General features: G+C 38.7%; 14 protein-coding genes. 3 read left to right on the top strand and 11 right to left on the bottom strand.

The features are described from left to right. The first annotated feature begins 227 nt into the window (after window positions 1-227). Both I6F66_RS06630 and ykgO read left to right on the top strand, forming a co-directional pair. A complete protein-coding gene (locus I6F66_RS06630) occupies window positions 228-494 on the top strand; it encodes a type B 50S ribosomal protein L31 (protein WP_197208954.1) in 267 nt (88 codons plus the stop codon). After that, window positions 491-625, top strand: coding sequence for a type B 50S ribosomal protein L36 (gene ykgO, locus I6F66_RS06625; RefSeq protein ID WP_002958669.1), 135 nt, complete (start codon window positions 491-493; stop codon window positions 623-625). The genes I6F66_RS06630 and ykgO overlap by 4 nt, the downstream gene beginning before the upstream one ends. 62 nt (window positions 626-687) lie before the next feature. On the opposite strand, the gene I6F66_RS06620 is transcribed toward ykgO, so the two are convergent. Together I6F66_RS06620 and I6F66_RS06615 are read right to left on the bottom strand one after the other, a co-directional pair. Further along, complete coding sequence (locus I6F66_RS06620; RefSeq protein WP_002958670.1) at window positions 688-1,074, bottom strand: OsmC family protein; 387 nt, start codon at window positions 1,072-1,074, stop codon at window positions 688-690. A gap of 83 nt (window positions 1,075-1,157) precedes the next feature. Then, the gene (locus tag I6F66_RS06615) at window positions 1,158-1,547 is read right to left on the bottom strand and encodes a cytochrome b562 (protein ID WP_165728067.1); all 390 of its coding nucleotides are present in this window, start codon (window positions 1,545-1,547) and stop codon (window positions 1,158-1,160) included. Window positions 1,548-2,118: 571 nt separating this feature from the next. Between I6F66_RS06615 and I6F66_RS06610 the strand changes: the two genes are divergently transcribed. Next, entirely contained in the window at window positions 2,119-4,959 is a 2,841-nt protein-coding gene (locus I6F66_RS06610; protein WP_197208953.1) for a TonB-dependent receptor, read from the top strand. Window positions 4,960-5,332: 373 nt separating this feature from the next. Here the strand turns inward: I6F66_RS06610 and I6F66_RS06605 are convergent, their stop codons facing one another. From I6F66_RS06605 to I6F66_RS06565, 9 genes are all read right to left on the bottom strand, one after another. Then, window positions 5,333-7,111, bottom strand: a complete 1,779-nt coding sequence (locus tag I6F66_RS06605) for a sugar phosphorylase (protein ID WP_165736388.1) — start codon at window positions 7,109-7,111, stop codon at window positions 5,333-5,335. A gap of 55 nt (window positions 7,112-7,166) precedes the next feature. After that, a complete protein-coding gene (locus I6F66_RS06600) occupies window positions 7,167-8,387 on the bottom strand; it encodes a glycosyl transferase (protein ID WP_002958673.1) in 1,221 nt (406 codons plus the stop codon). Continuing rightward, window positions 8,380-10,125: an HAD-IIB family hydrolase gene (locus I6F66_RS06595; protein ID WP_197208952.1), complete on the bottom strand. Its 1,746-nt coding sequence runs from the start codon at window positions 10,123-10,125 to the stop codon at window positions 8,380-8,382. The genes I6F66_RS06600 and I6F66_RS06595 overlap by 8 nt, the downstream gene beginning before the upstream one ends. Window positions 10,126-10,270: 145 nt before the next feature. Then, window positions 10,271-11,509, bottom strand: a complete 1,239-nt coding sequence (locus tag I6F66_RS06590; protein ID WP_197118906.1) for a uracil-xanthine permease family protein — start codon at window positions 11,507-11,509, stop codon at window positions 10,271-10,273. Window positions 11,510-11,518: 9 nt separating this feature from the next. Next, complete coding sequence (upp, locus tag I6F66_RS06585) at window positions 11,519-12,148, bottom strand: uracil phosphoribosyltransferase (protein WP_007580883.1); 630 nt, start codon at window positions 12,146-12,148, stop codon at window positions 11,519-11,521. A 146-nt stretch (window positions 12,149-12,294) separates the two neighbouring features. Next, a complete protein-coding gene (locus tag I6F66_RS06580) occupies window positions 12,295-13,251 on the bottom strand; it encodes a phosphotransferase (RefSeq protein WP_197208951.1) in 957 nt (318 codons plus the stop codon). A 286-nt stretch (window positions 13,252-13,537) separates the two neighbouring features. Continuing rightward, window positions 13,538-13,744: a hypothetical protein gene (locus I6F66_RS06575; protein WP_197175919.1), complete on the bottom strand. Its 207-nt coding sequence runs from the start codon at window positions 13,742-13,744 to the stop codon at window positions 13,538-13,540. Window positions 13,745-14,176: 432 nt separating this feature from the next. Continuing rightward, window positions 14,177-14,413, bottom strand: coding sequence for a hypothetical protein (locus I6F66_RS06570; RefSeq protein WP_197161352.1), 237 nt, complete (start codon window positions 14,411-14,413; stop codon window positions 14,177-14,179). 482 nt (window positions 14,414-14,895) lie between these two features. Then, window positions 14,896-15,864, bottom strand: a 969-nt coding sequence (locus I6F66_RS06565) for a transposase (protein WP_231611845.1), incomplete at its 5' end; no start/stop codon positions are given.

Below are 15,864 nucleotides of genomic sequence, written 5' to 3'. Positions count from 1 at the left end.
ATAACTTTATAACCGTATTTGTTAACGTTTTAACTCTTAAATATAGTTATAACAGCCTAAACGCCAATAGCCAGCATTTTTGATTCAAGTGCTTATTTTTTGATTTATTTGCGCAAATAGCCAGCAATCACGGCCTTTTTGAGGAACATTTGAATAATTTGCAATGAGAGAATAAATACGTTAAATTAAAATGATACATTATCACATATCATTTATTAAGGCGTATTATGAAACCAAATATTCATCCTGACTACCACGTGGTTGCTTTTCACGATACCGCTGCCGATTCTTACTTTATTATTGGCTCAACCATTAAAACCAATCGCACAATCGAGATCGATGGTAATACTTACCCATACGTACCTATTGATGTATCAAGTGACTCGCACCCATTTTATACAGGCAAGCAAAAAACAACCGCTACAGATGGTCGCGTTGCGCAGTTTAATCGTCGTTTTAAAAGTTTATCGACTGTTAAAAAGGAAAAGATATGAAAGTATTAAGCTCTCTTAAAAGTGCTAAGCAACGTCCGGGGTGTCAAATTGTAAAACGCAAAGGCCGCGTATTTGTAATTTGTAAAAACAACCCACGCTTTAAAGCAGTACAAGGAATGAAAAAGAAATAAGTTAAACGGGGATGCTCAACATATAATTAGGTAGCTTGCTTAAGCTACCTAATTTAGGGGGACTATTTTACCACTACTGAAAACTCTGGCACTGCCTGAATTACTTTTTTTACCGTACAGGTATTTACAGCTGCAATAAGCGCCTTTTTATACTTATCAGGGAAACCATCAGGTAAGTTAATCTCAATTGAAAATAACTTTTTACCGTTGTCATCTACATTTTCGTTGTTTTGGGTAAGCGTCATACCTTGCGTTGAAATATCACGCTGCTCGCAAAACTTACGCGCATAAAAACCTGCACATAAAACCATACTTACTAAAAAATAATCAAACGGTTCTGGATGCTCTGCATTGCCACCAGCGTTTACACTTTGATCGCTTATTACTTCTAGGTCGCCAAATTTAGCGCTTTGCTTTTGGCCTTCTAACATTGAAACTGAAATTTCCATTGTGTTTCCTTATATTTATTGCTGCAGATACCTTTAACATAATTAGCTTAAAAGTAGCTACTAAAGATACATAGTGTCTAGGTTTATGAACCGAACAGTAATTCAAAGAACCCTGGAGGCTCGTGTAACTCATGATATTTTTTACGTAAGTTATCTATATTTTTCAGTGGTTCTTTTGCCGCACTTAGCCCCTGCTCGATTGCTGCCTTTTTTGCAAGTTCAGCTTGAGCAATCACTTTATCAAGGCCCTGCAATGACTGCTCAGGTTTTTTGTAAAACTTAGCTGTTTTACTTACTTTTACTAGCTTTATAAATTCATCAATCGCAGTATTAAATTCACTAAGTTGAGTTGCCTGCACTGCTTGTTTATAAGCAAGGCCCGTATTTTTCATATTTATTTCAAGATCGACTTCTTGCTGCGCAAAAGACATTGAACTAAACGCAAAGGTAAAAATAATTACTAAATACTTCATGGTCAAACCTATTAATTAAAAACACCTAAATTGTATCAAGTTTACGTAGTAAAGTAACTTTACGAGCTGTTATGAGTACTTTGAACTGTAAAGGGGGTTTACAAATTAATCATTTTAAAGCTGCAATAGTGAAAAATATTCAAATAACGATTTTTTTTGAATAAAAAACATCTAATAAAAATCATTTTAAAAGAGTAATAACACACATAACCTTTACAAATAAGTACATATAACACTCACTGGCAACTTCAAATAAATAAAAATTTATATATGAATAATTATAAACCGCAAAAAGTTGACTTAAAAAACAACTGAAAATTTAACAAATAAAAACCAATGTTAATAACTAAAATACATAAGAAAAACTAAATGTAAAAAACCTCAGTAAATCATTTAAAAAGCTTTTGTAATTAATACCAAAAAACACAACAAAATTTCTTCAGGTTATTTCAAGTTACTTACTTTACAGTGAGTTAGCTACTTTTAATAAAATAATCAGCATGCAATAATCGCCGCCCTCATAATAAAGCTACATTGTATTTAATTACTAAAAATGTTCTCTGGGAATCAAATGAAACGTCATAACTTACTTTCTACTAGCATTAAATGTGCATTAATTACTGCTGCTGCAACAGCAAGTAATTCTGTGCTTGCACAAGAAGAGCAAGCAACAAAAATTGAACGTGTTGAAGTAACGGGTTCACGTATTTTACGTGAAGGTGCGATTGCGCCTGCACCTGTTACAGTCATCAGTGGCGAGCAGCTAATGAACACTGGCGCTGTAAACATTGGTGAAGCGCTAAACAATTTACCAGCACTTGGCAATACATATTCTATGGCTAACTCAGGCCGCTTTATTGGTACTGCGGGTTTAAATATTCTTGATTTACGTAACATGGGTACAGATCGTACTTTGGTACTTGTAAATGGCAAGCGTCATGTATCAAGCTCTGCAGGTTCTCAATCTGTAGATACCAACACTATTCCAAGTGTATGGGTTGAACGTGTAGAGATAATTACTGGTGGTGCATCTGCTGTATACGGTGCTGATGCGGTAACAGGTGTTGTTAACTTTATATTAAAAGACAACATTGAAGGCATGGACTTTAGCGTTACACGTGGTTTTGCCGATTTAAGCAGCTACAACAACGAAAAAGCGACGTTCTCATACGGCTCTAACTTTGATAACGATCGTGGTAATGCAGCTTTTGCTATTGAGTACTCAGGCCAGGATTCATTAAACGCACTTGACCACCCATGGACTAGCACTTCGTTTAGTAGTTTACGTAATCAAGCCCAAACAGAAGCAAACAAAGATAGCGCAGCTTTCCCTGATAAAATTTTAACGCCTAATGCAGGTTATTACGCTATTAATAACGCCGGTGTTTATGCACTTGAAGATGGATATACTAATAGCTTTAATGCCGACAGCAGCGCTCGCAACTTATACATAGGTGATAATGTAGATGGCTTGTCGTGTGCAAACTGTGATTCGTTTAATCTTGGTCAATTTGAAGAGATTCAACCTGAGTTTGAGCGCTACAACGTAAACTTTAAAGTTAACTACGATGTTACCGACGACTTAAACGTTTACTTTGATGCAAAATACGTAAATAGCCAAGGCGAAAGCATAGGTCAACCTGCGTTTTTCTTCTTTGACGATGAAAACAGCATCAAAATCGACAACCCTTACCTAGACCCAGCCATTAAAGCACGTATGGAAGAGCAAGGTGTTGATTCGATCATGGTTAACCGCATGATGACCGACCTTGGCCGCCGCATTGAAAACAATACGCGTGAAACAACGCGCTTTGTTACCGGCTTAAAAGGCACAGTATTTGATGATTGGGAATTAGATACCTCAATAGTATACGGCCAAACTGATCTAGAGCGCGAAAATGGCGCTAACATGATTGTAGCAAATTACTTTAATGCACTTGATGCCGTTGAAGATAAAAATGGTAACGTAGTATGTCGTAGTGCTGCAGCCCAAGCTGATGGCTGTGTTCCTGTAAATATTATGGGGTTTGGTTCGCCATCTCAACAAGCCATTGATTACATTAATACGGTATCTGTTGGCACTTCAACTATTAAGCAAACAGTTATTTCTGGCTCACTCGCTAATGGCGCTATTTTTGAATTACCAGCGGGCTATGTAGGTATTGCATTTGGTGCTGAGTACCGTAAAGAAGAAAGCGAAACTAAAGAGCCTGATAACGCTGAAGGTACTTTTTTTAACGCACTGGGCGAAGATAAGGGCTCGTTTAACGTTCGCGAAGTATTCTTTGAAGCGACGATGCCAATTTTAACTGATTTACCGCTTATTCAAGATTTAGTGTTTGATACAGCAGTACGTCATGCTGACTACAGTACGATTGGCGAAGCAACTAGCTGGAAACTTGGCCTTGATTGGACTGTAAACGATGAACTACGTGTACGTGTAACTCAATCTGCAGCACTTCGTGCGCCAAACATTAGTGAAGTATTTGGTGCAGCAAGCCAAACTTTCTACAATGTAGACGACCCGTGTCGCGCTGAAAACTTAGGTGACTTATCAAACGGTGCAACACGTACTGCAAACTGTGCCGCATTAGGCGTAGCGAGTGACTTTAACTCAGATTACGATTCAGCCTCTTTAGATGGTTTAAGCAGTGGTAACCGCGATGTAAAAGGCGAAGAGTCAACAAGTACAACTGTAGGCATTGTTTACCAACCAGAGTTTTTAGAAAACGCGCTACTTACTATTGATTACTGGGAAATTGAACTTGAAGATGCAATTGACACAATTAACGCGCAAGACATTCTTGATCGCTGTGTAGATAGCGCAACAGGTATAAACAATCAGTACTGTAACTTAATCACACGTAATGCTAATGGTGAAATTACTTTAATTCAAAACTCTGTATTAAATGTTGCTGGCCAAAAAGCATCAGGGATAGATTTTGAACTAGGTTACGATTTTGACGCGTTTGAAGGTAGCTTTAAAACACGCTTAATTGGTACTTACTTAATTGAACGTAAAGATTACCCGTTCCAAGACGACCCTAGTAACTACATTGAATACGCAGGTACTACAGGTGAAGCTAAGTGGCAAACTAACTTATCTGTAAGTTATGTTATGGATAACTTTTTCTCAACAGTTGAAACACGCTTTTTAAGTGAAGTCGATTTATACACAAATGTTGAACTTGAAAACAACCCTAACCCAAGTAATCAAATGTCTTACGGTAAATACTTTATTACCGATATGACTGTTGGTTATAACTTCGATAGCGGTTTAGGCGTTAAAGTAGGTGTTGATAACGTATTCAACCGTAAACTTCCGTACGGTTCACGTGGTACAAGCGCGGGTAGCGCAAGTTACGATAACATTGGCCGCTTTGGCTACATTAACTTAAGCTACAGCTTATAATTAATAAAATAACTTATTAGGGCGTGTTGATCATTGGTGGGTGAATTTACAGCAGTATGTTTGGTTTTTAGGCAAGGCAGAGCCTATGTAGTGTGGTTATTCCCCATAAATAGGCGATAACGCAGCATAAATACCAAACATGCGCTGCCCGAAGGGTTCTTTCTAGGGACGATTAACTCTTTGTTGCCTACATGGATGTAGGTAAGGGGCGTGAGCAGGACGCGGAAGCTTTGCTCGGTTTTTACTTAGCCCACTAGGTTACAAACCTCGCGTCGCGATTTAATCGCCCCTAGATTGAACAAATTTCAATCCACAAAGATCAACACGCCCTAGTTAAAACAAAGGCTCGCAGTGCGAGCCTTTTTAATAGGTCTTATTTAATATTACTCAGCCACACGCTTTGGTATGGTTCTAGCTCTATCGTTAATTGGCTTTCTTCAATCGTTTTATTTGCCACCAAATCAAACCACTTTTGGGTGTTAATTAAGTTTAAGTCGGCCAATGTGAGTGTTTGTGGTTTATCGCTAATGTTATAAACACAAAATATACTTTGGCGCCTGTCAATGCTTTGTCTCCAAAAACCAAACAACCCACCTGCTAAATGTAGCGTAAACTGTGTAGCATTGGGGTGAAAGGCACTCTGCTTTTTGCGTACTGCCAATAAGCTTTTTATGCCGTTAAACACTTTATGATGATGACTATACTTTTCACCAATTGCAGCCAGTAGCTTTGATTCTTGCCAACGATGACGATTTATAGCGCGGTTATGCTGTGAATTTTCAAATCGGTCGTAATCGTTAGTTGTACCCAACAAACTATGAATATAAAGCCCTGGGATACCTTCAAGTGCAAACATAATTGCGTGAGCACACATAAATCGCTCAAGGCCAAACTTATCGGGGCCATTGTGCGTCCCTTGAAGTGCATCAAATAAAGCAATATTTAGCTCGTACGGTGTATGTGTGCCATCGTTACTTGTACGCATAGATACACGACCACCAAACTGCATGGTTGTACTTACTAGTGACGCCACTTCGCTGGGTTGTAGTAAACCTTCAATTGGTCTGAGCCCTATTCCATCGTGCGAGGCTATAAAGTTAAAGTATGCCGTCCCATTTTGCGCAGGCGGCATGCTCATCATCCAATGCTTTATTGCAGTACTATCGCCGCTAAGTAATGTATGAAGCAACAATGGCGGCAATGCAAAGTTATAAATACTGTGCGCTTCGTTAGCGTTACCAAAGTACGATAGGTTTTCTTGGTTTGGAATATTGGTTTCGGTAATAATAACTACGCTGGGCTCTGCGTGCTCAATAAGTGTTCGCATTAGCCTTACTGCTTCATGTGTTTGCGGCAAGTTAATGCAACTTGTATTAAGCTGTTTCCACAAAAATGCAACCGCATCAAGCCTAAACAAACGCACGCCATTGTCTAAATAATGCCTAATTATTCCCACAAACTCTTTAAGTACATCAGGATTGCCAAAGTCAAAATCAACCTGATCGTGGCTAAACGTACACCATACGTGCTTTTCGCCGCTTGGCGTTGTTACAGTATTTAATAACGATGAGGTTCGCGGGCGTACAACTTGGCTTAAATCATCCGTTAAGCTGGCCGTTTTAAAATAGTCTTTACCAGGGTGTAAATCGTTTAAAAAGTTCTCAAACCATACGCTTCTGCTTGAGCAATGGTTAATAACTAAATCTGCCATTAACTTTACATCTTTAGCGATGTTTTGAATATCTCCCCAATCACCTAACGATTCATTCACTTGCACGTAGTTCATTACGGCAAAGCCTTCATCTGAGCTATACGGGTAAAATGGCAATATATGCAGCGCATTTAACTGCATATCACATTGCTCTTTTATAAACCGGTGTAGTGTTTTAAGCGGTGCCTCCATTGGGCTCGATACGGCAAATTCACTATCATCGTGTTTAATAATAGAGTCGCCATAAGCAATCAATACTATATCTTGTTCATCCCATCGGTTTGTATGGGGTGTCGGGTCGCGCAGTGCATTGCTACCTAATATAATTTTAATGAGTTGCTGAGCAAGCTCAGTAACCGATAAAGGCAGCTCAACCCCCTCATAAATAATATGAAGATGTTGCTCTACTCGTTGTAAAAATAATTCGCTAACTGTGCTCACATGCGCCCCTAATATTTATTGTTTAGACTTATAGGCTAGTTAACCTGCACGCAGGTTAACTATATTCTTCGTTATCTAGCTCTACGGCTTCTTTTAAGCGCTCAAGTACGTCTGGCATTGCTGATACAACACGGTTCCAACTTGGCACAAATGGCGCTTCCATTGGGTTTTCTAAAAAGTGTTGCCCTGCTTCCATAATATTTTGTGCAAACATTTCTACTGCTTTTTCTTCTTGGTGTACATCAAGCGTTAACCCGTTCATAAGCGCATCGTTGTGATAGGTTTCAATAAAATCTAGCCCGATACGGTAGTAAGTCGCTTTTAATGAACGAATTGTTTCGCTGGTAAAAGTAACACCTTGTGTTGCCAGCTTTCTAAACAATGCCTTTGTAATATCAATCGACATTTTAGACAAGCCTGCGCTTTGGTCATCAAGTGAAAGTTCTTGGTGCTTATGATCGTAATTATCGGCAATATCTACTTGGCATAAGCGGTTATGCGAATAGTTACGATACATTTCACTCAGTACGCCTATTTCAAGGCCCCAGTCACTTGGAATGCGAATATCGTTTAAAACATCGCGTCTAAACGAAAACTCACCTGCAAGTGGGTATCTAAATGAGTCCATATATTCAAGGTAGTCGGTATTGCCTAAAATTGTTTTAAACGAGCGAAGCAGTGGCGTTACTAATAAGCGCGATACACGGCCATTAATTTTGCCATTAGCAGTACGCGGGTAAAACCCTTTACAAAATTCATAGTTAAAACGCGGATGCGCAACGGGGTAAATTAAGCGAGCAAGTAAGCTTCTGTCGTAGGTTAAAATATCGCAATCATGCAGCGCAATAGATTCCACCTCTGCTGTTGCTAATTTATAGCCCATGCAGTACCACACGTTACGGCCTTTACCCAGCTCACGCGGTGCAACGCCTAGCTCTTGTAATTCTTTATCAAGTGCTTGTAAGCGTGGGCCGTCGTTCCATAATACTTTATGGTTTTGGTTTAGCTCTTTAAAAAAGCCAAGTGCATGGCGGTACTGTGCTTCGTCGGCTCTATCTAAACCTATGGTAATTTGCGATAAATACGGTACTTCGCGTAATTCGCTAACTATATTTTGCAGTGCAGGGCCTTCAAGTTCACTAAATAACGAAGGAAGTATTAATCCCATTGGGCGCTGCTTGCTAAAAGTAAGTAGCTCTTTTTCTAGATCTTCTATTGGTCTGTCGGCAATATTATGTAATGTTGTAATAATGCCATTTTGATAAAAATCAGCCATGAAATGTTTGCTCCTCAGAAATACTTAAAATACTGCTAATGCACGGCAACGATGTTATTTCTTCAATCCAGCCCAGCGGTGCTGGCGATTGAGAGTATCGTGCTTTATTGTGCGACAATTTAACCGGCTTTTTACTCGCCGGATTGGCGATAATAATGGCGATATTTGCATGCTCTAACATTTGCTTATCGTTATCGCTATCACCCAATGCAATGACCGTGAGAGGCTTTCTGAAATGATGGGTAAACTGTTTAACTAACCACTGCTGTGCAGCGCTTTTATCGGTATTTTTGGCAATATGAATGAAGCGCCCACCAATTTTTATATCGTAGCCGAGTGCTTCAACATCGTTTACAAAAGCTGTGAGTAATTCGTCATTGCCATACCAATAAAGAGGGTCTGAATAATCGCGGGTTTGTGCGCGTCTTGCTTGCGCATCATCGAGACCTGTAAGTTCTGATATTTGCTCACTCGATAAGTCACTAAACAATTTGTAATGTGCTTTATAATCTGCCTTTAAAGTATTTAAGTCCTTTAATAAACTCGATAGCGGCTTTGCCATTGCGTAGCACCAATACGCGCCTATTTTTTTGCAACCTATAGGCTTAAGTTCAAAATAATCTTCTGGAATAAATACCGCAGCACCGTTTTCTACAATAAAAGGCTGCTGAATGTTTAAATCGTTTTTAAGCTCTATAACTTCGCAAAAAGTTTTGCTGGTATTAAACACCACAGGAATATGTGCATTTTGCAGCTGCTGTAATAACTCACTGATATTATTTGTATTGTAATCGGCGTGATCGAGTAATGTGCCGTCCAAATCTGTAAAAATAATAGGTTGAAGGGTGTCATCACTCGTTAGGTGCATACCGCTAATATCGCGGTTGCTATCAAGTTCAATTAAAGCGTTTGCTTTAGCGCTCAGTGTGTTTAAGTTCTCACGCGTAATGCGCTCAAAATGAGAAATAAAATACACCAATTGCTCGTTAGTCATGGTGCCTGAGCCTTCACCTTTTTTGGCTATTAGCTTTTGTTCTTGCTCTTGTCGCCATGTAAAAACATCACTAAAACTCGGTGCTTTTAGCATAATGGTATAATCAATTAGGTTAAAAACGGCTTTATATTCGTTTGCCAAACAGCTGTTTACACAGCGGCGCCAAACGCCTTCTTTATCAAATTGTTGCTCTAACTCGTTAAGCGGCTCACTCAATGAAAACAACGGTTGTGGCTCACTGCCCACGCACCACCCTTCTAAAATAACAATATCAACTGGCTTTTCGTTTGTTAGCCAATCACTTGCTGGCACGCAGTCGTCTTCGTGTTTATTAAAACGTGGAAGCGGTACGTTTACCTCTCCTGCCAGTAAGTTAGTTATTGTGCTATTCATTAACGCTACATCGTGAGTACCCGGTACTCCGCGAGTAGTAAAAAGAGGATGTACGTCTTTGGCAAGTTCACTACGTGCTTGTTTTGCTAAATAAAAGTCATCAATCGACAATGCAACACTGTTAAGTGGTGTGTTTTTAGAAAACCAGGTAACTAAAAAATCAGCGAGTGTTGTTTTTCCTGAGCCTTGGCATCCATTTATGGCAACAAAAATAGGAGTATTTGTTTTTTTAGATTCGAGGATGTCATGCGCGAGTGGAACAAAATATTGCTCACTCAAATATTGATACTTTAAAGGCAGTTGGTGTTTTGCTAAAAACGGGGTTATATCCACAATATTGGCCTCTGACATAGTAACTCCTTTGCATACGATGCGTTCTGGAAATTAAATGCAGGTAATAGACCATTATTATTTTTGTATATTTATTAATAGGTTAAAAAAATAGCGCATTATAAATGCGCTATTATGGTGCAATCTATTTAACTTACGTGCACTATTAACTCTCTTGAGGCTGCGCCTTAGGTAATACAAGGTTGAGCACAATGCCTAAAATAGCGCATAAACTTACGCCCTCTAAACTAAATTGGCTACCACCTATATGCATACCGCCAATACCGCACACCAAAATAAGTGCAACAATACTTAAGTTACGTGGTGCTGTTAAATCATCGCCCGACTTAACTAATGTATTTAAACCCACTACAGCAATAGAGCCAAAAAGTAGAATCATAATGCCGCCCATTACAGGTACAGGTATAGTCTGTAAGCCAGATCCCATTTTAGCAACAAAGGCTAAAATAATGGCGATAATGGCTGTCCACATCATTACTTTAGGATTGAAGTTTTTGGTAAGCATAACTGCCCCCGTTACTTCTGAGTAAGTAGTGTTAGGCGGGCCACCAAATAATGATGCCGCAGAAGTCGCAAGGCCATCACCAAACAAAGTACGGTGAAGCCCAGGCTTTTTCAAAAAGTCTTTATTGGTTACTTGGCTAATAGCCATCATATCCCCAATATGCTCAATTGCAGGTGCTATTGCTACAGGTACCATAAACAAAATAGCCTGCCATTTAAACTCAGGCCAAGTAAAGTTTGGTACAGCAAACCACTGTGCATTAGTCACTGCGTCAAATTGCACAACGCCCATGCCGAGCGATAAACAATAACCCGCTACAACCCCTGCTAATATAGGTATAAGCTTAAATACGCCTTTTCCCCACACTGCAAAAACAAGCGTAACCACTAACGAGAACAACGAAATATAAATAGCGCTGGTGTAATCAATAATTTGAATACTGCCGTCGCCACTTTTACCCATCGCCATATTTACAGCAACAGGTGCAAGCGCTAAACCAATAACCATAATTACTGGGCCTACAACCACAGGTGGTAAAATTTTATGAAGCGTTGCAACGCCTTTAAATTTCACTAATAAACTTAAAAGCATATAAGCAAAACCCGCTACCATTAAGCCGCCCATAGTGGCCGGAACGCCCCACATTTGTACAGCGGCAATAATAGGTGCAATAAAAGCAAACGATGAAGCTAAAAATATAGGCACTTGGCCTTTAGTCACTACCTGAAACAGCAAAGTACCAATGCCTGCGGTAAAAAGCGCAACATTAGGATCTAAACCCGTTAAAAGCGGCACTAATACCAGCGCACCAAATGCTACAAACAGCATTTGCGCACCCGTTAAAATAGTTTTTATTGAAAAGGTGTCATTATTTTGCACTTAAGACTCCTAAACAGTACCGAATATTTTGTCGCCCGCATCGCCTAAACCAGGGATAATATAGCCCTTTTCGTTTAAGTGGCTATCTACTGAGGCTGTAAATATTTCTACATCTGGATGTGCTGTAAGTGTTCTTTCAACACCTTCTGGTGCTGCAACTAGTACAATTACTTTGATTTCTTTACAGCCTGCTTTTTTAAGCATATCGATTGTGGCAATCATAGAACCACCCGTTGCAAGCATAGGGTCAATAACTAAGCTTAAGCGCTCATCAATATTACCTACTAGCTTTTCAAAATACGGTACTGGCTCTAGTGTTTCTTCGTTACGTTCAAGACCAACCACACTTACTTTAGCGGCTGGTAATAACTGCATAACACCATCCATCATGCCAAGACCAGCACGCAAAATAGGCACTACGGTAATTTTTTTACCTTTAATATGCTCTACTTTTAATTTATTGCCATCCCAGCCTGTAATTTCGTTATCTTCTAACTGTAGGTTTTTAGTTGCTTCGTAAGTTAATAAGGTTCCAACTTCAGAACATAATTCACGAAAGCTTTTAGTACTAATACCATGCGCTCGCATTAGGCCTAGTTTATGTTGAACAAGAGGGTGAGAAATAACGTGAATTGCCATGATATAAACCTACTGATACAAGAATTTGCAGTATTTTATATTAAAAAAGGTCATTTGACCTGTAGTTTTAAAGAGATTTTCATACATCGTGCCAAAATGTATTGTTTTGCCTGATATTTATGCAAGCAATCAACCCGTTGTGTTTATTAAATGTTACTCGCTAACCAGCTATTTACTTGCTGTTGCATATAACTATTTATTTTTTGATGCTCAGGGCTCCAGCCAGATAAAAATCGATAAAAGTCAGCCCATGCAGCAGGCCATAAAGCGAGCCAATCGTCAGCTATTTTATCGGCAGGTGCTAAAGGGTGATAAGTAGCAATAGCAGCATTTAAATTATCAAAATAATAAGCAAGATACTCATCAGCGCACTCGTGTAATTGTGCATCACTTAAGCAACTGGTCATAAAATACATTACATCAATTATCCCGCAACCTGCTCCTATATATTGAAAATCATAACCGAGTATTTCATCGCGCTCATTTGCTGCAAAGTTAGCAACTTTTGCATCGCCATGAATCAGCGTTTTATACGCACAACGTTGTAGCTGCTCATCTATTTTATGTGCAGCATTTTTAATATCGGACTTTTTATCATCCGTTGTTTTCAGTTTATTAAACTCATCTGGGCGTGTGCTTAAATGCCAGTAGTTGCCTTGCTGCCATAACCCGTCAGCGGGTTTACTTAAGTTAAACGCATGAAAGTGTGCAAGCCACTTTAATATAGCTTTAACATGTTGTAGCCCCGCTTGAGTAAACCCATGTTTGGTGAAGTCTTTAAACACCAGCGCGTATTCATCGTCTTTATTAATTGCACTTATACATTCAATACTTTGCGCATATTTTGGTAAATACTGGCTATAAAGCTTATAAAAAGTGTATTCAACGCTATAGGAATACTGCTTTCTTTCAAGCGCAAATTCGCTTTGCTTAATTTTAGGGTGGTGTATATAGCTGGGTATTTTAATCGCTTTAACAACACAGGCTTTATCATCAAGCTGGCACTGCACAATACTGCCACACCCACTCCAAAGTGATGTAAGCGTATCGCCAATTTCAATGTGCTTAAAGTGAGGTTGTAATAAAGGAATATAAAATGCCATAGCTATATTAAATAATTAAATTTTTTGTAGTTTAACATTAGTGGGCGTTTTAAATAAAACTAAGGCATAAAAAATCCCCACTTGGTTTTATACAAGTTTGTATGTAAATAGTGGCCAAAATCACTATGCCACTGCACTTTGATTTTGAAATTAACTGGGTAAAACCATGTCTTCCTAGGTTGAGTATATCTAGGCATTTTAGCCTCATCAAAGTGATGAGGAGGTGTCCACTAAAACGGGTGAGGAGCATTATCCGTTAGAACGCCTTGTTAGTTTACTTATCTATTTAATTTGCTAATACAGCTAAAGCTAAAACAAAAGAGATACCAAACAACAAGTAACGGTAACCATCGTTTTCATCTTTGTTAGCCATTTCACTTGAATAAGGTAAGGACATTGGCTTACCCGTACAGAACGGTAAAATATAATAGTGAGTCATGCTATATAGAATTAAAGACGCAATCCAATCTTCAATATTATTCCTTCCAGTCAAAATCCCACAAACAAAGAATAATGAGTAAGATGACAATAATATAATTTTAGTTAGACTCATATCTATTTTAATTCACTAGTAAACTAACGAGCCTGTAGATTAACTCGTTTTTTAATTGTTTTTATTGATAAACAAACCATAGCTGAGTTCCTATTTTGGTTCAATCTATTACTGTACTTTTACGCAGAATATAAAGAAGTGTTTGATATTGTTTAATTGGCGTTTTGGAAGGAATTACGGGGCTTGAGTGGCTTTATTTTAGGTTAAAAGGGCTTACCCTTCTTAATGCATCGTGTTTTACCAGATAAACTAGACAGCCACTTTAATTGTTAATTTATGAGCTAAATCGACACCAATTCTTAACTTATTCATAATTGAACTCCGAAAAATAATTTCTACTTCAGTGTAGAGTTTGGGAGTCCAATTATCTTGTTAGGTGTTTTTATCACTTTTGTTTGGAATGTCATTGCACAAAGCACACTCTACACCTTTACGTGATTGATATAGCCTTGAACATATAAATATTGCTGTTGTGATTGAAGACCAAATACAAGCAAAAATTAATGCTTCTTGGACTGAATGCTGTTTAAGCAACTCAACTATAAAAAGTAAAGCAGCTACTCCAAGAAATACTTTTAATGCTCTAACAAACCAAAACTTAGATCCCATTTGAACTCCAAACCTGAGAAACGCCTAACGAGCCTGTAGATTAACTCGTTTTTTGTTTGTTTTTATTGATAAACAAACCATAGCTGAGTTCCTATTTTGGTTCAATCGATTACTGTATTTTTACGCAGCATATAAAGAAGTGTTTGGTGTTGTTTAAATTGGCGTTTTGGAAGGGATTACGAGTGGTTGAGTGGCTTTTATTTAGGTTAAAAGGGCTTCCCCTTCTTAATGCATCGTGTTTTGCAGCTTTTTTATATGAACAGATAAACCAGATAAACTAGACAGCCACTTTAATTGAACAAACAAAATGTTGCCATTAAATTTAATTTGTAGGTTAATAACATATCTTTTATCGACAGGTTATTTTCATTTCATCCATCAAATAAGTCATTAGCGCTCTTAATCTAAATTGCACGCATGAAAATGACTGCATGGTGCAGTTGTAATTTATTATTGAATAGTTTTACTGAGTAGTTTACGTTTTATGCCAGTAGCTTTTCGCAGTTACTGATATTCGCTCGCCGCTTTCGCTTTAAGTTTTCACAATAAGCTTCTTGTGAGGCTGGCCTGCCCACTGCACCACGAAATACGCGCGTAAATTGGGTTGTAAGCTTTAACCAGTTTTCTGGAGATATATTCACCCTTTCCAGTAAAGACAAATGTGTACTTTCAATATACCCTCGCTTGTCTTCTCGTATACAACGTCCTGTAAATTCAACAAGTTCAAGGTACGATTTAAGCTCAAACGGCAGCCCTTTGGGCATAATCTGACGTGGCATACCTGCAAAGCGAAGGAGCTGTTTTGGCTGCTTGCCTTCTTTTGCGCATATTAAGCGTACTTGAGCGCTGGTATGGTCTGACTCTTCTGCCGTTTTAGCCATCTTGGCTCTAATGGGGTTTAAATCTACATACGCCATACAGGCGGCAAGTGCGGCTTCATCTAGTAATGCTTGTGAGCTAAATCGCCCCTCCCAAAACCTGCCAGTACAGTTATCTTCCTTATTTGCTCTGCGAGCAATATCTTCATTTAACAACCGCATAAACCAGCTAATACTTGATAGGCGCTCTCGATATCCCTTTACTGTTTGATTAAAAAAGATAAGTTCAACTTTACTTAGCTTTTCACCCTGTACATATTTTTGCGTTAACAATGTGCCTTTACAGAGTTTATGCCAGCGAATAACAATCGCTTTATCATTCAGCCTATTCGCTTTCTTATCATCAACATACAGTACTAAATGGGTATGATTACTCATTACGGCATAAGCACATACATCAATACAAAACACCTTAGCTAACTCAAGCAGTTTGTCTTCAACCCAGCCTCTACGATGCTCGTAAGACTTGCCTGTAAAACGGTCTTCGCCACATAAAAATGCACGGCGTACACAACGTGAAATACAGTGGTAGTACTTTGTATCAACCAAACTTACTTGACGCTTTCTTGCGAT

It is taken from the genome of Pseudoalteromonas sp. NZS100_1 (assembly GCF_015864285.1).
In the GTDB taxonomy this organism is placed as follows: domain Bacteria; phylum Pseudomonadota; class Gammaproteobacteria; order Enterobacterales; family Alteromonadaceae; genus Pseudoalteromonas; species Pseudoalteromonas arctica.
Note: the sequence above shows the minus strand (reverse complement) of the source record. Positions and strands in the feature narration are given on the sequence as shown.